Annotated in this window: 16 protein-coding genes; 11 read left to right on the top strand and 5 right to left on the bottom strand. The window is 59.2% G+C overall.

Features of this window, described 5'->3' with window-relative positions:
• Positions 1-60 precede the first annotated feature (60 nt).
• Entirely contained in the window at positions 61-1,038 is a 978-nt protein-coding gene (locus ACP3TY_RS27970; protein ID WP_426618976.1) for a dipeptidase, read from the bottom strand.
• 234 nt (positions 1,039-1,272) lie between these two features.
• On the opposite strand from ACP3TY_RS27970, the gene ACP3TY_RS27965 reads away from it, so the two are divergent.
• Positions 1,273-1,674 carry a lysozyme inhibitor LprI family protein gene (locus tag ACP3TY_RS27965; protein WP_426618975.1) on the top strand — a complete coding sequence of 134 codons (402 nt, stop codon included), beginning with the start codon at positions 1,273-1,275 and terminating at the stop codon, positions 1,672-1,674.
• Between the two features lie 47 nt (positions 1,675-1,721).
• On the top strand, positions 1,722-2,138 hold the full coding sequence (locus ACP3TY_RS27960; protein ID WP_426618974.1) for a DUF3010 family protein: 417 nt from the start codon (positions 1,722-1,724) through the stop codon (positions 2,136-2,138).
• 84 nt (positions 2,139-2,222) lie between these two features.
• On the opposite strand, the gene ACP3TY_RS27955 is transcribed toward ACP3TY_RS27960, so the two are convergent.
• Entirely contained in the window at positions 2,223-3,167 is a 945-nt protein-coding gene (locus tag ACP3TY_RS27955; RefSeq protein ID WP_426618973.1) for a GlxA family transcriptional regulator, read from the bottom strand.
• Positions 3,168-3,373: 206 nt separating this feature from the next.
• Between ACP3TY_RS27955 and ACP3TY_RS27950 the strand changes: the two genes are divergently transcribed.
• From ACP3TY_RS27950 to ACP3TY_RS27925, 6 genes are all read left to right on the top strand, one after another.
• Positions 3,374-4,318 carry a choline ABC transporter substrate-binding protein gene (locus ACP3TY_RS27950; protein WP_053124565.1) on the top strand — a complete coding sequence of 315 codons (945 nt, stop codon included), beginning with the start codon at positions 3,374-3,376 and terminating at the stop codon, positions 4,316-4,318.
• Between the two features lie 109 nt (positions 4,319-4,427).
• Positions 4,428-5,315: a 3-keto-5-aminohexanoate cleavage protein gene (locus ACP3TY_RS27945; RefSeq protein WP_053124567.1), complete on the top strand. Its 888-nt coding sequence runs from the start codon at positions 4,428-4,430 to the stop codon at positions 5,313-5,315.
• Positions 5,316-5,471: 156 nt separating this feature from the next.
• A complete protein-coding gene (locus tag ACP3TY_RS27940) occupies positions 5,472-6,437 on the top strand; it encodes an L-carnitine dehydrogenase (RefSeq protein WP_426618972.1) in 966 nt (321 codons plus the stop codon).
• Positions 6,438-6,570: 133 nt separating this feature from the next.
• Positions 6,571-7,047 (top strand): thioesterase family protein, encoded by a 477-nt coding sequence (locus ACP3TY_RS27935; RefSeq protein ID WP_426618971.1) that lies wholly within the window; start codon positions 6,571-6,573, stop codon positions 7,045-7,047.
• Positions 7,048-7,071: 24 nt separating this feature from the next.
• On the top strand, positions 7,072-8,235 hold the full coding sequence (locus ACP3TY_RS27930) for a gamma-butyrobetaine dioxygenase (protein ID WP_426618970.1): 1,164 nt from the start codon (positions 7,072-7,074) through the stop codon (positions 8,233-8,235).
• 346 nt (positions 8,236-8,581) lie between these two features.
• Positions 8,582-8,845 (top strand): hypothetical protein, encoded by a 264-nt coding sequence (locus ACP3TY_RS27925; protein ID WP_038363130.1) that lies wholly within the window; start codon positions 8,582-8,584, stop codon positions 8,843-8,845.
• Between the two features lie 88 nt (positions 8,846-8,933).
• Here ACP3TY_RS27925 and ACP3TY_RS27920 read toward each other — a convergent pair whose 3' ends face one another.
• The 3 genes from ACP3TY_RS27920 to ACP3TY_RS27910 all read right to left on the bottom strand — a co-directional run bounded on the left by ACP3TY_RS27920 (position 8,934) and on the right by ACP3TY_RS27910 (position 12,209).
• A complete protein-coding gene (locus tag ACP3TY_RS27920; protein ID WP_053124577.1) occupies positions 8,934-10,037 on the bottom strand; it encodes a GlxA family transcriptional regulator in 1,104 nt (367 codons plus the stop codon).
• A 550-nt stretch (positions 10,038-10,587) separates the two neighbouring features.
• Entirely contained in the window at positions 10,588-11,964 is a 1,377-nt protein-coding gene (locus tag ACP3TY_RS27915; RefSeq protein WP_053124580.1) for an L-serine ammonia-lyase, read from the bottom strand.
• 65 nt (positions 11,965-12,029) lie between these two features.
• On the bottom strand, positions 12,030-12,209 hold the full coding sequence (locus ACP3TY_RS27910) for a hypothetical protein (protein ID WP_426618967.1): 180 nt from the start codon (positions 12,207-12,209) through the stop codon (positions 12,030-12,032).
• A gap of 191 nt (positions 12,210-12,400) precedes the next feature.
• Here ACP3TY_RS27910 and ACP3TY_RS27905 point away from each other — a divergent pair, with 191 nt between their 5' ends.
• The 3 genes from ACP3TY_RS27905 to choV all read left to right on the top strand — a co-directional run bounded on the left by ACP3TY_RS27905 (position 12,401) and on the right by choV (position 15,435).
• On the top strand, positions 12,401-13,348 hold the full coding sequence (locus tag ACP3TY_RS27905; RefSeq protein ID WP_426618965.1) for a choline ABC transporter substrate-binding protein: 948 nt from the start codon (positions 12,401-12,403) through the stop codon (positions 13,346-13,348).
• Positions 13,349-13,414: 66 nt separating this feature from the next.
• A complete protein-coding gene (gene choW, locus ACP3TY_RS27900) occupies positions 13,415-14,260 on the top strand; it encodes a choline ABC transporter permease subunit (protein ID WP_008085763.1) in 846 nt (281 codons plus the stop codon).
• Complete coding sequence (gene choV, locus ACP3TY_RS27895; protein ID WP_053124583.1) at positions 14,257-15,435, top strand: choline ABC transporter ATP-binding protein; 1,179 nt, start codon at positions 14,257-14,259, stop codon at positions 15,433-15,435. The genes choW and choV overlap by 4 nt, the downstream gene beginning before the upstream one ends.
• The last annotated feature ends 47 nt before the right edge of the window (positions 15,436-15,482 follow it).

The raw sequence follows: 15,482 nt of genomic DNA, 5'->3' as shown, positions 1-15,482 counted from the left end.
CCCTCACCCCAGTCCTCTCCCACAGGAGAGGGGCAGTGCGGCGGCGGTCTTGAGTCAGCGTTACTCGCCCCAGACGTCTTTCAAGACGTTGACCCAGTTTTCGCCCATGATCTTGCGCACCACGCGCTCAGTATGGCCGCGCTTGAGCAGGGTTTCGGTCAGGTTCGGGAACTCGCCGACGGTGCGGATGCCCAGCGGGTTGATGATCTTGCCGAAGCTGGTCAGACGGCGGGCGTAGCCCTTGTCGTGGGTCAGGTATTCGAAGAAGTCCTGGCCGTGACCCTGGGTGAAATCGGTGCCGATGCCGATGGCGTCTTCGCCGACGATGTTCATCACGTACTCGATCGCTTCGGCGTAGTCGTCGATGGTCGAATCGATGCCCTTGGCGAGGAACGGCGCGAACATGGTCACACCGACAAAACCGCCGTGGTCAGCAATGAACTTCAGTTCTTCATCGGACTTGTTGCGCGGATGCTCTTTGAGACCCGACGGCAGGCAGTGGGAATAGCAGACCGGTTTTTTCGATTCGAGGATGACTTCTTCAGACGTCTTGGAACCGACGTGAGACAGGTCGCACATGACGCCAACGCGGTTCATCTCGGCGACGATCTCGCGACCGAAACCCGAAAGGCCGCCGTCACGCTCATAGCAACCGGTGCCAACCAGATTCTGGGTGTTGTAGCACATCTGCACGATGCCAACGCCGAGCTGCTTGAACACCTCGACATAGCCGATCTGGTCTTCAAAGGCGTGGGCATTCTGGAAGCCGAAGAGGATGCCGGTCTTGCCCTGCTCCTTGGCTTTGCGGATGTCGGCGGTGGTGCGCACCGGCATCACCAGGTCGCTGTTGTCGCGGATCAGTTTCTGGCTGGCGGCAATATTGTTCACGGTCGCCTGAAAGCCTTCCCACACCGACACAGTGCAGTTGGCTGCCGTCAGACCGCCCTTGCGCATGTCTTCAAACAGCTCGCGGTTCCATTTGGCAATGATCAGACCGTCGATAACGATGCTGTCGGCGTGTAATTCGGCTGGGCTCATCAGGCGTCCCCTTATTGGCGATTCATGCGCCGAATCGTCTGCCGGCGCTTTGGGGCCAGCATATGCCTCGGTGCAGGGGCGACCGGGTGCAAAAACGACAGGGGAATTGCCGAAAGCGTCAATCCGCGACAAAGGGTCATCCGCCGCCCCGACCGGCCACCTTTCCAAGCCCGCACGCTTGAGCCAGAATCACCGGCATCTTGCAAACACCACTGGATTAGAGCGGCGACAACAATGAAATCGATCTTCCTGGCCCTGGCACTGATTGCGACCGGCGTACACGCCGCCGAAGAGTCCGACAACAACCCGTGCGACGCAGTCGAAAACGACGTCCAGACCCTGGAATGCTCGACCTACAGCCGCACCACCGCCGAAGACCTGCTCAAAGACAACTACGCCAGCCTCAACGAACGCATGCAGACCGCATACGGCAAAAACGCCACGCAACTGGCGGATATCACCGCCAAACTCAAAACTGCTCAACAGCAGTGGTTGAAGACGCGGGATGCGGATTGCGCGGTTGAGGCATTCCCGGCTACGGCGGGGAGCAAGGCTTTTACCATCGCGCAGAATGATTGCGTGGCGCGGATGAGTGATGAGCGGTCGGAGTTTTTGGAGTCGATTGGGCAGGAGTGAGTGTCTGAGCTGTAAGCTGCGCTTCTATAGCCAATCTAGGTAATCACATGAACATCTGCGGCATTGAAATCAAAGGCAGCGAAGCGATTATCGCCGTGGCCGCTCTCGACGGTTCGGTCCTGAGCCACGTCCCCCTCGCCACCAAGAAAATCGCTCTCGAAGAGGATGACGAAGCGGCGAACGTGAAGTTGTTCGCGGCGCAAGTGGCGTCGTTTGTGCGTGAGAATTCGGTTGACCGGATTGCGATCAAGAAGCGCAGCAAGAAGGGTGAGTTTGCCGGTGGGCCGACGACGTTCAAGATTGAAGGGATTTTGCAGTTGCTCGACGGGTGTGAGGTGACGCTGCTGTCGCCGCAGACGATTAATGCGCAGGCGAAGAAGCATAATTTCGAGCTGCCGGGGACGCTGAACAAGTATCAGCATGAGGCTTATAAAGCGGCGTGTTCGGCGTTGGTGAAAAAGTAAGATCAAAAGATCGCAGCCTTCGGCAGCTCCTACATTGGAATGCAATCAACTGTAGGAGCTGCCGAAGGCTGCGATCTTTTGATTTCAGGCTTGGGCGGTACGCCGGTCTTCGCGGGGGCAGCGGGCAAATTTGGCGCGATAGCTACGTGTGAAATACGACGGTGATTCAAACCCGCAGGCGATGCTGACTTCGAGCACGCTCATGTCGGTCTGACGCAGCAACTGCCGGGCCTTTTCCAGGCGCAATCGCAGGTAAAAGTTACTCGGCGTATCGTTCAGATGCAGCCGAAACAACCGCTCCAGTTGCCGCCGCGTGACTTTGATCGATTCCGCCAATTGCAGCGTGGTCAGCGGCGGTTCGCTGTGCTGCTCCATCTCGCCAATCACCTGCACTAATTTCTTGTTATTGATGCCATAACGCGTAGCCACTTCCATGCGCTGGTGGTCTTTGCGCGGACGAATGCGCCCCAGCACAAACTGCTCACTGACCTGAATCGCCAGCTGGGGCCCATGGGCCTGGGCGATCAGATCGAGCATCAGATCGATGGACGCGGTGCCGCCCGCCGAGGTGATGCGTCGACGATCGATTTCGAACAACTCCTGCGTCACGCTGAGCTGTGGATAAGATTCCTTGAACGCGTCGATGGCTTCCCAGTGCAGGGTCAAACGATGGCCTTCGAGCAGGCCCGCTTCGGCAAGGACAAAGCTGCCCGTATCGATGGCGCCGAGGGTCACGCCGTCGTTATCCAGTCGGCGCAGCCAATGCTCCAGCGTAGGCGTGGCGAACTTCAGCGGCTCAAACCCGGCCACCACCAACAACGTCGCACCTTTCTTCAGGGGTTCCAGCGCGGCATCGGCGTTAACCGACATACCGTTACTCGCCAGCACCGCCCCGCCATCAGCGCTGAGTACGTGCCAGCGGTACAGCTCGCCACGAAAGCGGTTGGCCACGCGCAGCGGTTCGATGGCGGAGATAAAGCCGATGGCGGAGAAGCCCGGCATCAGCAAGAAATAGAAATCCTGAGACATGTGCGCACTCGATTCGCGGGTAACGAGAGGGAGGGGAGCGTGGATCGTTGATACGCCGATTGTCGTCAGCGTTCAAGCGTGCAGGTCGCTACAGTGCAAATGCCCGTCGCCGTAGTGCGCTTTCACGGGCGCATTGCTGCGTAACTTTGCATCACCGGCGCATCAGATGCCGGGAACCACAATAACGACCTGCCGAGGAACCCGACATGAAACGACTGATCAGCAGCTGTGTTCTTGCACTCAGCGGTACCGCTTTCTTGAGCGCCAGCGTCATGGCGGCCGAACCTGCGTCATGCCAGAACGTGCGCATGGGCGTGGTGAACTGGACCGACGTGATCGCCACCAGTGCGATGACCCAGGTATTGCTCGACGGCCTCGGCTACAACACCAAACAAACCAGCGCGTCCCAGCAAATCATCTTCGCCGGGATTCGCGATCAGCGTCTGGACTTGTTCCTCGGTTACTGGAACCCGTTGATGACGCAGACCATTACGCCGTTTGTCGACGCCAATCAGGTCAAAGTCCTTGAAGCACCGAGCCTGAAGGACGCCCGCGCCACCCTCGCGGTGCCAACCTATCTGGCAGATAAAGGCCTGAAAACCTTTGCCGACATCGCCAAGTTTGAAAAGGAACTCGGCGGCAAGATTTACGGCATCGAGCCAGGCTCAGGCGCCAATACGCAGATCAAGGCAATGATCGCCAAGAACCAGTTCGGCCTCGGCAAGTTCCAGTTAGTCGAGTCGAGCGAGGCCGGCATGCTCGCCGCCGTCGATCGCGCCGTGCGCCGCAAAGAGGCCGTGGTGTTCTTCGGCTGGGCGCCGCACCCGATGAACGTCAACGTGAAGATGACCTATCTCACCGGCAGTGAAGACGCGCTCGGCCCGAACGAAGGCATGGCGACGGTGTGGACGGTGACCGCGCCGAAATACGCCGAGCAATGCCCGAACATCGGTCGCTTGCTGAGCAATCTGACCTACACCGCCGAAGACGAGAGCCGGATGATGCAGCCGCTGCTCGATCACAAAGATGCTTTCGAATCCGCCAAGCAATGGCTCAAGGATCACCCGGAAGACAAGCAGCGCTGGCTCGACGGTGTGACCACGTTCGATGGCAAACCGGCGGCTGAAAATCTCCAGCTGACCAGCAAATAACCCTCTCAATTTAAAGCCCCTCTCCCTGACCGGAGAGAGGACTGAACCACGCTTCGCAGCCCCGAAAAGGGCTGCGGACAGACCCATCACGCCTGAAGGAAACCGCACCATGAACCACGACGTCATCATCACCTGCGCACTCACCGGTGCTGGCGACACGACCGCCAGAAGTCCTCATGTGCCGGTCACCCCGAAACAAATCGCTGCGGCGGCCGTTGAAGCCGCCAAGGCTGGCGCCACCGTCGTGCACTGCCACGTGCGTGATCCGCAAACCGGCAAGTTCAGCCGCGACGTCGCGCTGTACCGCGAAGTGATGGAGCGCATCCGCGAGGCCGACGTCGACATCATCGTCAACCTCACCGCCGGCATGGGCGGCGACCTGGAAATCGGCGCGGGCGAGAACCCGATGGAGTTTGGCCCGAACACCGATCTGGTCGGCCCGTTGACCCGACTGGCGCACGTAGAAGAATTGCTCCCGGAAATCTGCACCCTCGATTGCGGCACCCTGAATTTTGGCGATGGCGACACCATTTACGTGTCCACTCCGGCGCAACTGCGCGCCGGCGCCAAGCGCATTACCGAGCTGGGCGTGAAGGCCGAGCTGGAAATTTTCGACACCGGGCATCTGTGGTTTGCCAAGCAGATGATCAAAGAAGGCTTGCTGGATAACCCGCTGTTCCAGCTGTGCCTGGGCATTCCATGGGGCGCGCCGGCGGATACCACGACGATGAAAGCCATGGTCGATAACTTGCCCGCCGATGCAGTGTGGGCCGGGTTCGGCATTGGCCGGATGCAGATGCCGATGGCGGCGCAAGCGGTGCTGCTTGGCGGCAACGTGCGGGTCGGGCTGGAAGACAACCTGTGGCTGGACAAAGGCGTGCTGGCGACCAACGGCCAATTGGTCGAACGCGCCAGCGAAATCCTCAGCCGCCTCGGCGCCCGCGTTCTGACCCCGGCGGAAGGCCGCAAGAAGATGGGCCTGACCCAGCGCGGCTAAGCCTCAGCCAAAAAATGGGGCTCTCACAGTCCCCCAATTTCACCTGTAGGAGCTGCCGAAGGCTGCGATCTTTTGATCTTGTTTTTTTAGATCAAGATCAAAAGATCGCAGCCTTCGGCAGCTCCTACAGGGATTACTTTCCACGGGAAAATTCCTATGAGCTTTATCACCGAAATCAAAACCTTCGCCGCGCTGGGCAGCGGTGTCATCGGCAGTGGCTGGGTCGCCCGTGCCCTCGCCCATGGCCTCGACGTCGTGGCCTGGGATCCGGCGCCCGGCGCTGAAGCGGCGCTGCGCAAACGCGTCGCCAATGCCTGGGGTGCGCTGGAGAAAAACGGACTGGCATCGGGTGCTTCGCAGGATCGTCTGCGCTTTGTCGCGACCATCGAAGAATGCGTGCGCGATGCCGATTTCATTCAGGAAAGCGCTCCGGAACGGCTGGAGCTGAAACTCGATCTGCACAGCAAAATCAGCGCAGCGGCCAAGCCGAATGCGTTGATTGGTTCGAGTACATCAGGCCTGCTCCCGAGCGAGTTCTACGAGAGCTCGACACACCCTGAGCGCTGCGTGGTCGGCCACCCGTTCAACCCGGTTTATCTGTTGCCGCTGGTGGAAGTGGTTGGTGGCAAAAACACCGCGCCGGAAGCCGTGCAAGCGGCGATGAAAGTCTACGAATCCCTCGGCATGCGCCCGTTGCATGTGCGCAAGGAAGTGCCAGGATTCATCGCCGATCGCTTGCTCGAAGCGCTGTGGCGTGAGGCATTGCACCTGGTTAACGACGGTGTCGCGACCACGGGCGAGATCGACGATGCGATCCGTTTTGGCGCTGGATTGCGCTGGTCGTTTATGGGGACTTTCCTGACTTACACCTTGGCCGGCGGCGATGCGGGCATGCGCCACTTCATGTCGCAATTCGGCCCGGCGTTGCAGTTGCCGTGGACGTATCTGCCGGCGCCGGAACTGACTGACAAGCTGATTGATGATGTGGTCGATGGCACCAGTGATCAGCTCGGTCGGCACAGCATTTCGGCGCTGGAGCGTTATCGTGATGATTGCTTGCTGGCGGTGCTGGAGGCGGTGAAAACCACCAAGGAAAAGCACGGGATGAGTTTCAGCGAATAGGCCGTTAAATGATCGTTCCCACGCTCTGCGTGGGAATGCAGCCCGGGACGCTCCGCGTCCCAGAAGCGTGACGCAGAGCGTCACAGGAGGCGTTCCCACGCAGAGCGTGGGAACGATCGCGCCAGGAGAAAACATGCCCGACCTCATCACCTACCAAACCAAAATCATCCCCGACTGGGTCGACTACAACGGCCACCTGCGCGATGCCTTCTACCTGCTGATTTTCAGCTACGCCACCGATGCCCTGATGGATCGCCTCGGCATGGACAGCAACAACCGCGAAGCCAGCGGCCACTCGCTGTTCACCCTCGAACTGCACCTTAACTATCTGCACGAAGTGAAGCTCGATACCGAGGTTGAAGTGCGCACGCAAATCATCGGCCACGACAGCAAACGCCTGCACCTCTATCACAGCCTGCACAAGGTCGGTGACGGTCAGGAACTGGCCGGCAACGAGCAAATGCTCCTCCACGTCGACCTCGCCGGCCCACGTTCGGCACCGTTCAGCGCCAACACCTTGAGCCGTCTGCAAGCCATCGTCACTGAGCAGAAAGACCTGCCCGCTCCCGCTTACATCGGCCGCGTGATTGCGCTGCCGCCTGCAAGGTAATTCCATCGATCGCAAGGAGCCGCCATGAACACCGCTGCCGCTGTTGCCGACTTCCGTACTTATCCGTTGATCAGCGCGCTAAGCGGCGTGCAGAGTCTGGCGGATCGTGTTGCCATCGAGTGGGCTGACGGCCGCGTCAGCCCGTTTCACCATGTCTGGTTACGGGACAATTGCCCGTGTCAGCAATGCGTTTACAACGTTACGCGCGAACAGGTTTTCGAGATCGTCGATGCCGCCATAGACCTGAAACCTGCCGCCTCACACATCGACACCGATGGCTGCTTACGCATCGATTGGCAGGACGGCCACCTCAGCCGTTTCGATCCGGGCTGGCTACGCGCTCACGCCTACGACGATGAGTCCCGCGCGGAACGCCTCGAAGCCAAACCCAAGCCCTACCTGTGGCACAGCGATTTGCAGTTGCCGGTGTTCGAGTACGCGGCGCTGATGAACGACAACGCCGCTCTGCTGCAATGGCTGCTCGCCATTCGCGACATCGGCCTGACCCAAGTACGCGGCGTGCCCACCGAACCCGGTTCGCTGAAGCTCATCGCCCAGCGGATTTCATTCATCCGCGAGAGCAATTTCGGCGTGTTGTTCAACGTGCAATCCAAAGCCGATGCCGACAGCAATGCCTACACCGCTTTCAACCTGCCATTGCACACGGACCTGCCGACGCGCGAGTTGCAACCGGGGCTGCAATTTCTGCATTGCCTGGTGAATGACGCCGAGGGTGGCGAGAGTATTTTTGTCGACGGATTTGCGATTGCCGATGCGTTGCGCAGTGAAGACCCGGCGTCGTTTCAGGCCCTGTGTGAGATCCCCGTGGAGTTTCGTAATAAGGATCGGCACAGCGACTATCGCTGCCTCGCGCCGATCATTGCTTTGGATGCGCTGGGGCGCGTGGCGGAGATTCGCATGGCGAACTTCTTGCGCGGGGCGTTTGATACGTCGGTGGAGCAGATGCCGCTGTTGTATCGGGCGTATCGACGATTTATCGCGATGACCCGCGAGCCACGGTTTCGGTTGATGCAGCGGCTGAATCCGGGCGAGCTGTGGTGCTTTGATAATCGCCGCACGTTGCATGCGCGCAATGCTTTTGACCCGGCCACCGGGGCGCGGCATTTTCAGGGCTGCTATATCGACCGGGATGAGTTGTTGTCGCGGATTCTCGTGTTGCAGCGTTAGACCGTAAAAAGATCGCAGCCTTCGGCAGCTCCTACAGAGAAACGCATTCCAATGTAGGAGCTGCCGAAGGCTGCGATCTTTTGCTTTTCACCAGTCCAAAAAAAGCCCCAATACCAGCCGTGACCGGATCGGGGCTCAAGCTACTGTTGAGGAGCTGCCGTGCGAGGGTGACCAAACCTTCGTGAAGCGAGCTTGCGCCAGTGTGCCCACTCCCCTGTCTGTCGAATTAGCCGAAAACGACCTGTTCATAGTCGTCGCAGCCACACAGACAAAACGCCCTTGCCGTCCCCGTCCCGGCCTTACAGAATCAAGCCAAGACCTCCGTTGCCACAGAAGGATTTGCGTGATGATGTACGCCGATTTGATTGACCAGGAAGACCTGTTGGGACAGCTCAAGGCCTTGGGTTTTCAGGTGCCGAGCGGTTCAACAGCCGAGCAGGCCTGCGAGTGCGCGGTGCGGGGTCTGGATAATGTTCGCGCGTTTGAACTGCGCAAGATGGTCAAGGACATGTACACCAGCGGCGCCAGTATTCAGCCGGCAGTGCGGCAGGCGATCGACAAGCAGTTGTTGCCAGCACTCGCCGATTTCCAGCAAAGCCATAGCGCCTGATAAATCCATTCGCGAGCAGGCTCGCTCCCACAGTAGGAATGCATTCCAATGTGGGAGCGAGCCTGCTCGCGAAGAACGATGACTCGGTCTACAGCCTTACGCTGGCAAACGTCGATTCATTGCGCGCCTGACTCAACGCCGACATCGGCCCCGACAGCGGCGACATCACAATCGCTTGCGGCAGCGGCAGCATCGCCACTTGTTGGGTGGTGTTGGAACCTACGCGCTCGTCACGCGGCGGAATGCCGAAGTATTCGCGATAGCACTTGGAGAAGTGCGGCGTCGAGACGAAACCACACACCGACGCCACTTCGATGATCGACATCGGCGTCTGCTTGAGCAGTTGCCGGGCGCGGATCAGGCGTAGCTTCAAGTAGTAACGCGACGGCGAGCAGTGCAGGTATTTCTGGAACAGCCGCTCCAGCTGTCGACGCGACACGGCCACGTACACCGCCAATTCATCCAGATCGATTGGCTCTTCCAGATTGGCTTCCATCAGCGCAACGATTTCCTGCAGTTTCGGCTGATTGGTGCCGAGCATGTGCTTGAGCGGCACGCGCTGGTGATCCTGTTCGTTACGGATGCGTTCGTAGACGAACATTTCCGAGATCGCGGCGGACAGTTCACGGCCGTGATCGCGGCTGATCAGGTGCAGCATCATGTCCAGCGGCGCGGTGCCGCCGGAGCTGGTGAAACGGTTACGGTCGAGGGTGAACAAACGGGTGCTCATGGCCACGCGCGGAAAAGCTTCCTGCATCGCCGCCAGACATTCCCAGTGCACGCTGCAATCGAAACCGTCGAGCAACCCGGCGCAAGCCAGTGCCCAACTGCCAGTGCACACGGCGCCGAGGCGCTTGGACTGACGCGCCTGGCTTTGCAGCCACGAGACGTGTTCACGGGTAACGGTGCGTTGAATGCCGATGCCGCCGCAGACAATGATGGTGTCCAGTGGCGGGGCTTTGTGCATGGAGGCGTCTGGGGTGATTTGCAGACCGTCACTGGCCCACACCTGGCCGCCATCGACGGTGAGGGTGCTCCAGCGATACAGCTCGCGACCGGACAATTGGTTGGCCATGCGCAGGGGTTCTACTGCGGAGGCCAGAGAAATCAGCGTGAAATTGTCCAGCAGCAGAAAGCCGATGGATTGAGGCGCACGGTTCTGGGGTTGGGCCCCGGAGTTGAACGACGTCATCGCGGTATCTCCTCACACAAAGCGGGTGATGGCCTCAGGCGGAGGCTCTTGTTATGGCCATCGTTCTCGCGTGGGAGACGGGCTTTGTTATGACAGAGCAATTGCCATGCCTAAAGTTGGATGGCCGTTCAATAACTCCTGAAAACGACCTGCTGAAGTGTCTATACAAGCCGTGCGAAGGAAGGTGTTTCGAAGTGCCATCAGGGCGGGTGATAGCCCTGCGCAAAGGATCGTGAGCAAATCGGTAGCACTTGTGGGAACAGGGCTGAGCGCATTTGTATCGGAGTGTCACCACAGGCACGGGTGACGGGCGGTAGGGGTGGTGGTTGGGCGGTGTGGCTGAGAAAGGCGCTTATCTGATTGCGACGCGCTAAAAGGTGGCGTGTTTGATTGGGTGTGTTCACTTGCTGAGCAGTTTTGACTGGTCTGGCGCCTTCGCGAGCAGGCTCACTCCCACAGTAGATCTTCAGTGAACACAAAATGTGTGAACACCAGGGTTCCAATGTGGGAGCGAGCCTGCTCGCGAAGAATTCAACTCGGTGGAGCTGACTCAGCACTCAACCGCACTAACCGCCAACCCACCCCGCGAGGTCTCTTTATATTTGTCATGCATGTCGGCCCCGGTATCGCGCATGGTGCGGATCACCCGATCCAGCGAAATAAAGTGCTGACCATCGCCACGCAACGCCATTTGCGCCGCATTGATCGCCTTCACCGCCGCAATCGCATTGCGCTCAATACACGGCACTTGCACCAGGCCGCCGACCGGATCGCAGGTCAGCCCAAGGTTGTGTTCCAGGCCAATCTCCGCCGCGTTGCACAACTGCTCCGGCGTAGCACCGAGAATCTCCGCCAGCCCCGCCGCCGCCATTGCGCACGCCGAACCCACTTCGCCCTGACAGCCGACTTCGGCACCCGAGATCGAAGCATTCTTCTTGCACAGAATCCCCACCGCCGCCGCACTCAGGAAGTAGTCGACCACGTTGGCGTCCGTCACCGCTTCGCTGAACTTCATAAAGTAGTGCAGCACCGCCGGAATGATCCCCGCCGCGCCATTGGTCGGCGCCGTCACCATTCGCCCGCCTGCTGCGTTCTCTTCATTCACCGCCAGCGCAAACAGGTTGACCCACTCCATCGCGCTCAACGTTGAGCCGATTACATTAGGCTTACCCAATTCCTGCAGACTGCGATGTAACTTCGCCGCACGCCGCCGCACATTCAAACCGCCGGGCAGGATGCCTTCGTGTTTCAGTCCCTGCTCGACGCAATCCTGCATCGCCCGCCATAGCTTCATCAGGCCGGCGCGAATTTCTTCTTCACTGCGCCAGACCTTTTCGTTAGCCATCATCAATTCAGCGACGCGCAGGTTGTTCTTCTTGCACAGATCCAGCAGCTCAACCGCGCTGGAAAAGTCATAAGGCAACTCAGTGCGATCCAGATCGACGACACCGCTGGAAGCCTGCGCTTCATCCACGACAAAACCGCCGCCAACCGAATAGTAGGTGTCGCGATGCAATTCACCGTGATCGCCTTCGGCAACAATCGTCATGGCATTGGGATGGAACGGCAGGTTTTCATCGATCAGACGCATGTCTCGCGCCCAGACAAACGGCACCGATAAACGACCATCCAATAAAAGCGTGTGAGTTTCACGCAGTGCCTGAATGCGCGGGCCAATCTGCGCCGGGTCGATTGCGTCCGGCCACTCACCCATCAAACCCATGATCACCGCGTTGTCGCTGCCGTGACCGATACCGGTGGCCGACAGCGAACCGAACAGTTGCACCTCGATCCGCCGCACCTGTTCCAACTGATGCTTGCCCCGCAGCGACTCGACAAACAACGCCGCCGCGCGCATCGGCCCGACGGTGTGGGAACTGGACGGGCCGATGCCGATTTTGAACAGGTCGAAAACGCTGATAGCCATTGCTGCAGAGCTCCTGAGGATGCCGGTCCGGGACGCAAAAGCGCCCGCTGGCGGAGCTGCTACGCTCAAGCTGCGATCCGCCAGAATGCCCGCATCATCAGGCTTTTGTCGGAACGCACGGCGTCTGGCACCGACGCACTCATGTCCACCAGCGCCGCGCCGTTTTCGCCCCGGTTTTCACCGTTTTTGTGCGGTTCAGATGGCTGATCGGGGCAGAAAAAAGCTGTAAACGACGTCACCGACACTAGATACGACCATCCCTGTACTGGATACGACCCCCCCTGTAGGCGTCAGATTTTCACTGGTACATGATCGTTATGACTCGATTGCAAGGCGCCGTGGTAGAGCTGTCTCCAGAACGCCATCCAACCGCAACCTATAAGTGCGGTGGTCCACAGTCGGAACACTGCCAAAAAAAACACCAAGGAGTCCATCCATGAAAGGTTCCCCGTCGTTGTTATTGGCCGCCATGCTGAGTCTGCCGTTACTGGCGCAAGCTGCAGAACCGGCGCAGTGCAGTACCGTGAATTTCTCCGATGTCGGCTGGACTGACATCACCGCGACCACCGCGACCACTTCCGTTGTTCTCAACGCCCTCGGCTACAAGACCAAGACCACCATGATCTCCGTGCCCGTGACCTACAAGTCGCTGGCGGACGGCAAGAACATGGACGTGTTCCTCGGTAACTGGATGCCGACCATGGAGAACGACATCAAGGCCTACCGCGACGCCGGTACCGTGGAAACCGTGCGCACCAACCTCAAGGGCGCCAAGTACACCCTCGCCGTGCCGCAAGCCCTGTATGACAAAGGTCTGCACGACTTCGCCGACATCGCCAAATTCAAGAAAGAACTCGACGGCAAGATCTACGGGATCGAGCCTGGCAACGACGGCAACCGTCTGATCCAGAGCATGATCGACAAGGACGCTTTCGGCCTGAAAAGCGCCGGCTTCAAAGTCGTCGAATCGTCGGAAGCGGGCATGCTCTCGCAGGTTGATCGCGCGCAAAAACGCGACACCGCCGTGGTCTTCCTCGGCTGGGCGCCGCACCCGATGAACAAGCGCTTCAAGATTCAATACCTGACCGGTGGCGATGATTTCTTCGGCCCCGATTTCGGTGCGGCAACCGTGGCGACCAACACCCGCAAGGGTTACGCCGAGGAATGCAGCAACGTCGGTCAGTTGCTGAAAAACCTGGAGTTCAACGTCGACATGGAAAGCGAACTGATGGGCAACATCCTCGACGACAAGATGAAGCCTGACGCGGCCGCCAAGGCCTGGCTGAAAAAGAATCCACAGGTGCTCGATACCTGGCTCGCTGGCGTGACCACCATTGACGGTAAACCTGGCCTGGAGGCCGTGAAAGCCAAGCTGAATCAGTAATCGCTTATGCCGGGGGAGCTTGCTCCCTCGGGCTGTTTATTTCCTCGCATGCGGACGTTCACTACCATGCTGATTGATCAGAAAATACCTTTAGGCCAGTACATCGCGGGCTTCGTTGAATGGTTGACGCAACACGGCGCCAACACCTTCGACGCAATCGCCGTGACACTGGAAACGATGATCCACGGCGTGACGTTTGCGCTCACCTGGTTCAACCCTTTTGTCTTGATCGGCCTCATCGCCCTGCTCGCGCACTTCATCCAGCGCAAATGGGGATTGACCGTTTTCGTCATCGCTTCCTTTCTGCTGATCCTCAATCTGGGGTACTGGCAGGAGACCATGGAAACCCTCGCCCAGGTGCTGTTCGCGACCCTGGTCTGCGTGGTCATCGGCGTGCCGTTGGGCATCGTCGCCGCGCACAAACCGATGTTCTACACGTTAATGCGTCCGGTACTCGATCTGATGCAGACCGTACCGACCTTCGTTTACCTCATTCCTACCCTGACCCTCTTCGGGCTGGGTGTGGTGCCGGGCCTGATCTCCACGGTGGTGTTCGCCATCGCTGCGCCGATCCGCCTGACCTACCTGGGCATCCGCGATGTCCCGCAAGAACTGATGGACGCCGGCAAAGCCTTCGGCTGCTCGCGTCGCCAATTGCTCTCACGGATCGAACTGCCTCACGCCATGCCGAGCATCGCTGCCGGCATCACCCAGTGCATCATGCTGTCGCTGTCGATGGTGGTGATCGCCGCACTGGTAGGCGCCGACGGACTCGGCAAACCGGTGGTCAACGCACTGAACACTGCTGATATCGCCCTGGGCTTCGAAGCAGGCCTGGCGATCGTACTGCTGGCGATCATGCTCGACCGTATCTGCAAACAACCCGACGCCAAAGTAGGGGGTGACGCATGAGCATAATTCGCTTCGAAGACGTAGACGTAATCTTCTCCAAGGATCCACGCGAGGCGCTCAAGCTGCTCGATCAGGGCATGACCCGCAACGAGATCCTGAAGAAAACCGGGCAAATCGTCGGCGTGGAAAAAGCCACGCTGGACGTCAACAAGGGCGAAATCTGCGTGCTGATGGGCCTGTCCGGTTCGGGCAAGTCGAGCCTGCTGCGCTGCATCAACGGCCTCAACACCGTGAGTCGCGGCAAGCTGTTCGTCGAGCATGAAGGCAAGCAGATCGACATCGCTTCCTGCACCCCGGCCGAACTGAAAATGATGCGCACCCAACGCATCGCCATGGTCTTTCAGAAGTTCGCGCTGATGCCGTGGCTGACGGTGCGCGAGAACATCAGTTTCGGTCTGGAAATGCAGGGTCGTCCGGAGAAAGAACGGCGCAAACTGGTCGACGACAAACTCGAACTGGTCGGCCTGACGCAATGGCGCAACAAGAAGCCTGACGAACTCTCTGGTGGTATGCAGCAACGTGTTGGTCTGGCGCGCGCACTGGCGATGGACGCCGATATTTTGCTGATGGACGAACCGTTCTCGGCACTCGACCCGTTGATCCGTCAGGGTCTGCAGGATGAGTTGTTGGAGCTGCAACGCAAGTTGAGCAAGACCATCGTGTTCGTGAGTCACGACCTTGATGAAGCACTGAAACTCGGCAGCCGCATCGCGATCATGAAAGACGGCCGGATCATCCAGTACAGCGTGCCGGAAGAGATCGTGCTCAACCCGGCGGACGACTATGTGCGCACGTTTGTCGCGCACACCAATCCGCTCAACGTGCTGTGCGGCCGCAGCCTGATGCGCACGCTGGACAACTGCAAACGCATCAATGGTTCGGTGTGTCTGGATCCGGGCGGTGATTCGTGGCTGGATCTGGCTGAGGGCAACACCATCAAGGGTGCGCGGCAGAACGGTTCGGTGCTGAATTTGCAGAACTGGGCGCCGGGGCAAGCGGTGGAAGGGCTGGAGCGTAAGCCAACGCTGGTGGATTCGAACATCGGTATGCGTGACGCGCTGCAGATTCGTTATCAGACCGGCAACAAACTGGTGCTGCACGATAACAATCATGTGGTGGGGATCCTGGGCGACAGCGAGCTGTATCACGCGTTGCTGGGCAAGAACCTGGGGTAAGAACCCCGGAGACAACAACGCCGCGAGAGGATCGCGGCGTGATCGTT

Source organism: Pseudomonas rustica (assembly GCF_049959085.1).
Taxonomy (GTDB): domain Bacteria; phylum Pseudomonadota; class Gammaproteobacteria; order Pseudomonadales; family Pseudomonadaceae; genus Aquipseudomonas; species Aquipseudomonas rustica.
The sequence above is the reverse complement of the archived record's forward strand: the minus strand, read 5'-3'. Positions and strand labels throughout refer to the sequence as shown.

Excerpts from the sequence above, each read along its gene's own strand:
- ACP3TY_RS27965 (WP_426618975.1), top strand. The coding sequence starts at position 1,273 with ATGAAATCGATCTTCCTGGCCCTGGCACTGATTGCGACCGGCGTACAC.
- choV (WP_053124583.1), top strand. The coding sequence starts at position 14,257 with ATGAGCATAATTCGCTTCGAAGACGTAGACGTAATCTTCTCCAAGGAT.
- ACP3TY_RS27920 (WP_053124577.1), bottom strand. The coding sequence starts at position 10,037 with ATGACGTCGTTCAACTCCGGGGCCCAACCCCAGAACCGTGCGCCTCAA.
- ACP3TY_RS27945 (WP_053124567.1), top strand. The coding sequence starts at position 4,428 with ATGAACCACGACGTCATCATCACCTGCGCACTCACCGGTGCTGGCGAC.
- ACP3TY_RS27925 (WP_038363130.1), top strand. The coding sequence starts at position 8,582 with ATGATGTACGCCGATTTGATTGACCAGGAAGACCTGTTGGGACAGCTC.
- choW (WP_008085763.1), top strand. The coding sequence starts at position 13,415 with ATGCTGATTGATCAGAAAATACCTTTAGGCCAGTACATCGCGGGCTTC.
- ACP3TY_RS27930 (WP_426618970.1), top strand. The coding sequence starts at position 7,072 with ATGAACACCGCTGCCGCTGTTGCCGACTTCCGTACTTATCCGTTGATC.
- ACP3TY_RS27940 (WP_426618972.1), top strand. The coding sequence starts at position 5,472 with ATGAGCTTTATCACCGAAATCAAAACCTTCGCCGCGCTGGGCAGCGGT.
- ACP3TY_RS27950 (WP_053124565.1), top strand. The coding sequence starts at position 3,374 with ATGAAACGACTGATCAGCAGCTGTGTTCTTGCACTCAGCGGTACCGCT.
- ACP3TY_RS27915 (WP_053124580.1), bottom strand. The coding sequence starts at position 11,964 with ATGGCTATCAGCGTTTTCGACCTGTTCAAAATCGGCATCGGCCCGTCC.
- ACP3TY_RS27935 (WP_426618971.1), top strand. The coding sequence starts at position 6,571 with ATGCCCGACCTCATCACCTACCAAACCAAAATCATCCCCGACTGGGTC.
- ACP3TY_RS27970 (WP_426618976.1), bottom strand. The coding sequence starts at position 1,038 with ATGAGCCCAGCCGAATTACACGCCGACAGCATCGTTATCGACGGTCTG.
- ACP3TY_RS27955 (WP_426618973.1), bottom strand. The coding sequence starts at position 3,167 with ATGTCTCAGGATTTCTATTTCTTGCTGATGCCGGGCTTCTCCGCCATC.
- ACP3TY_RS27905 (WP_426618965.1), top strand. The coding sequence starts at position 12,401 with ATGAAAGGTTCCCCGTCGTTGTTATTGGCCGCCATGCTGAGTCTGCCG.
- ACP3TY_RS27960 (WP_426618974.1), top strand. The coding sequence starts at position 1,722 with ATGAACATCTGCGGCATTGAAATCAAAGGCAGCGAAGCGATTATCGCC.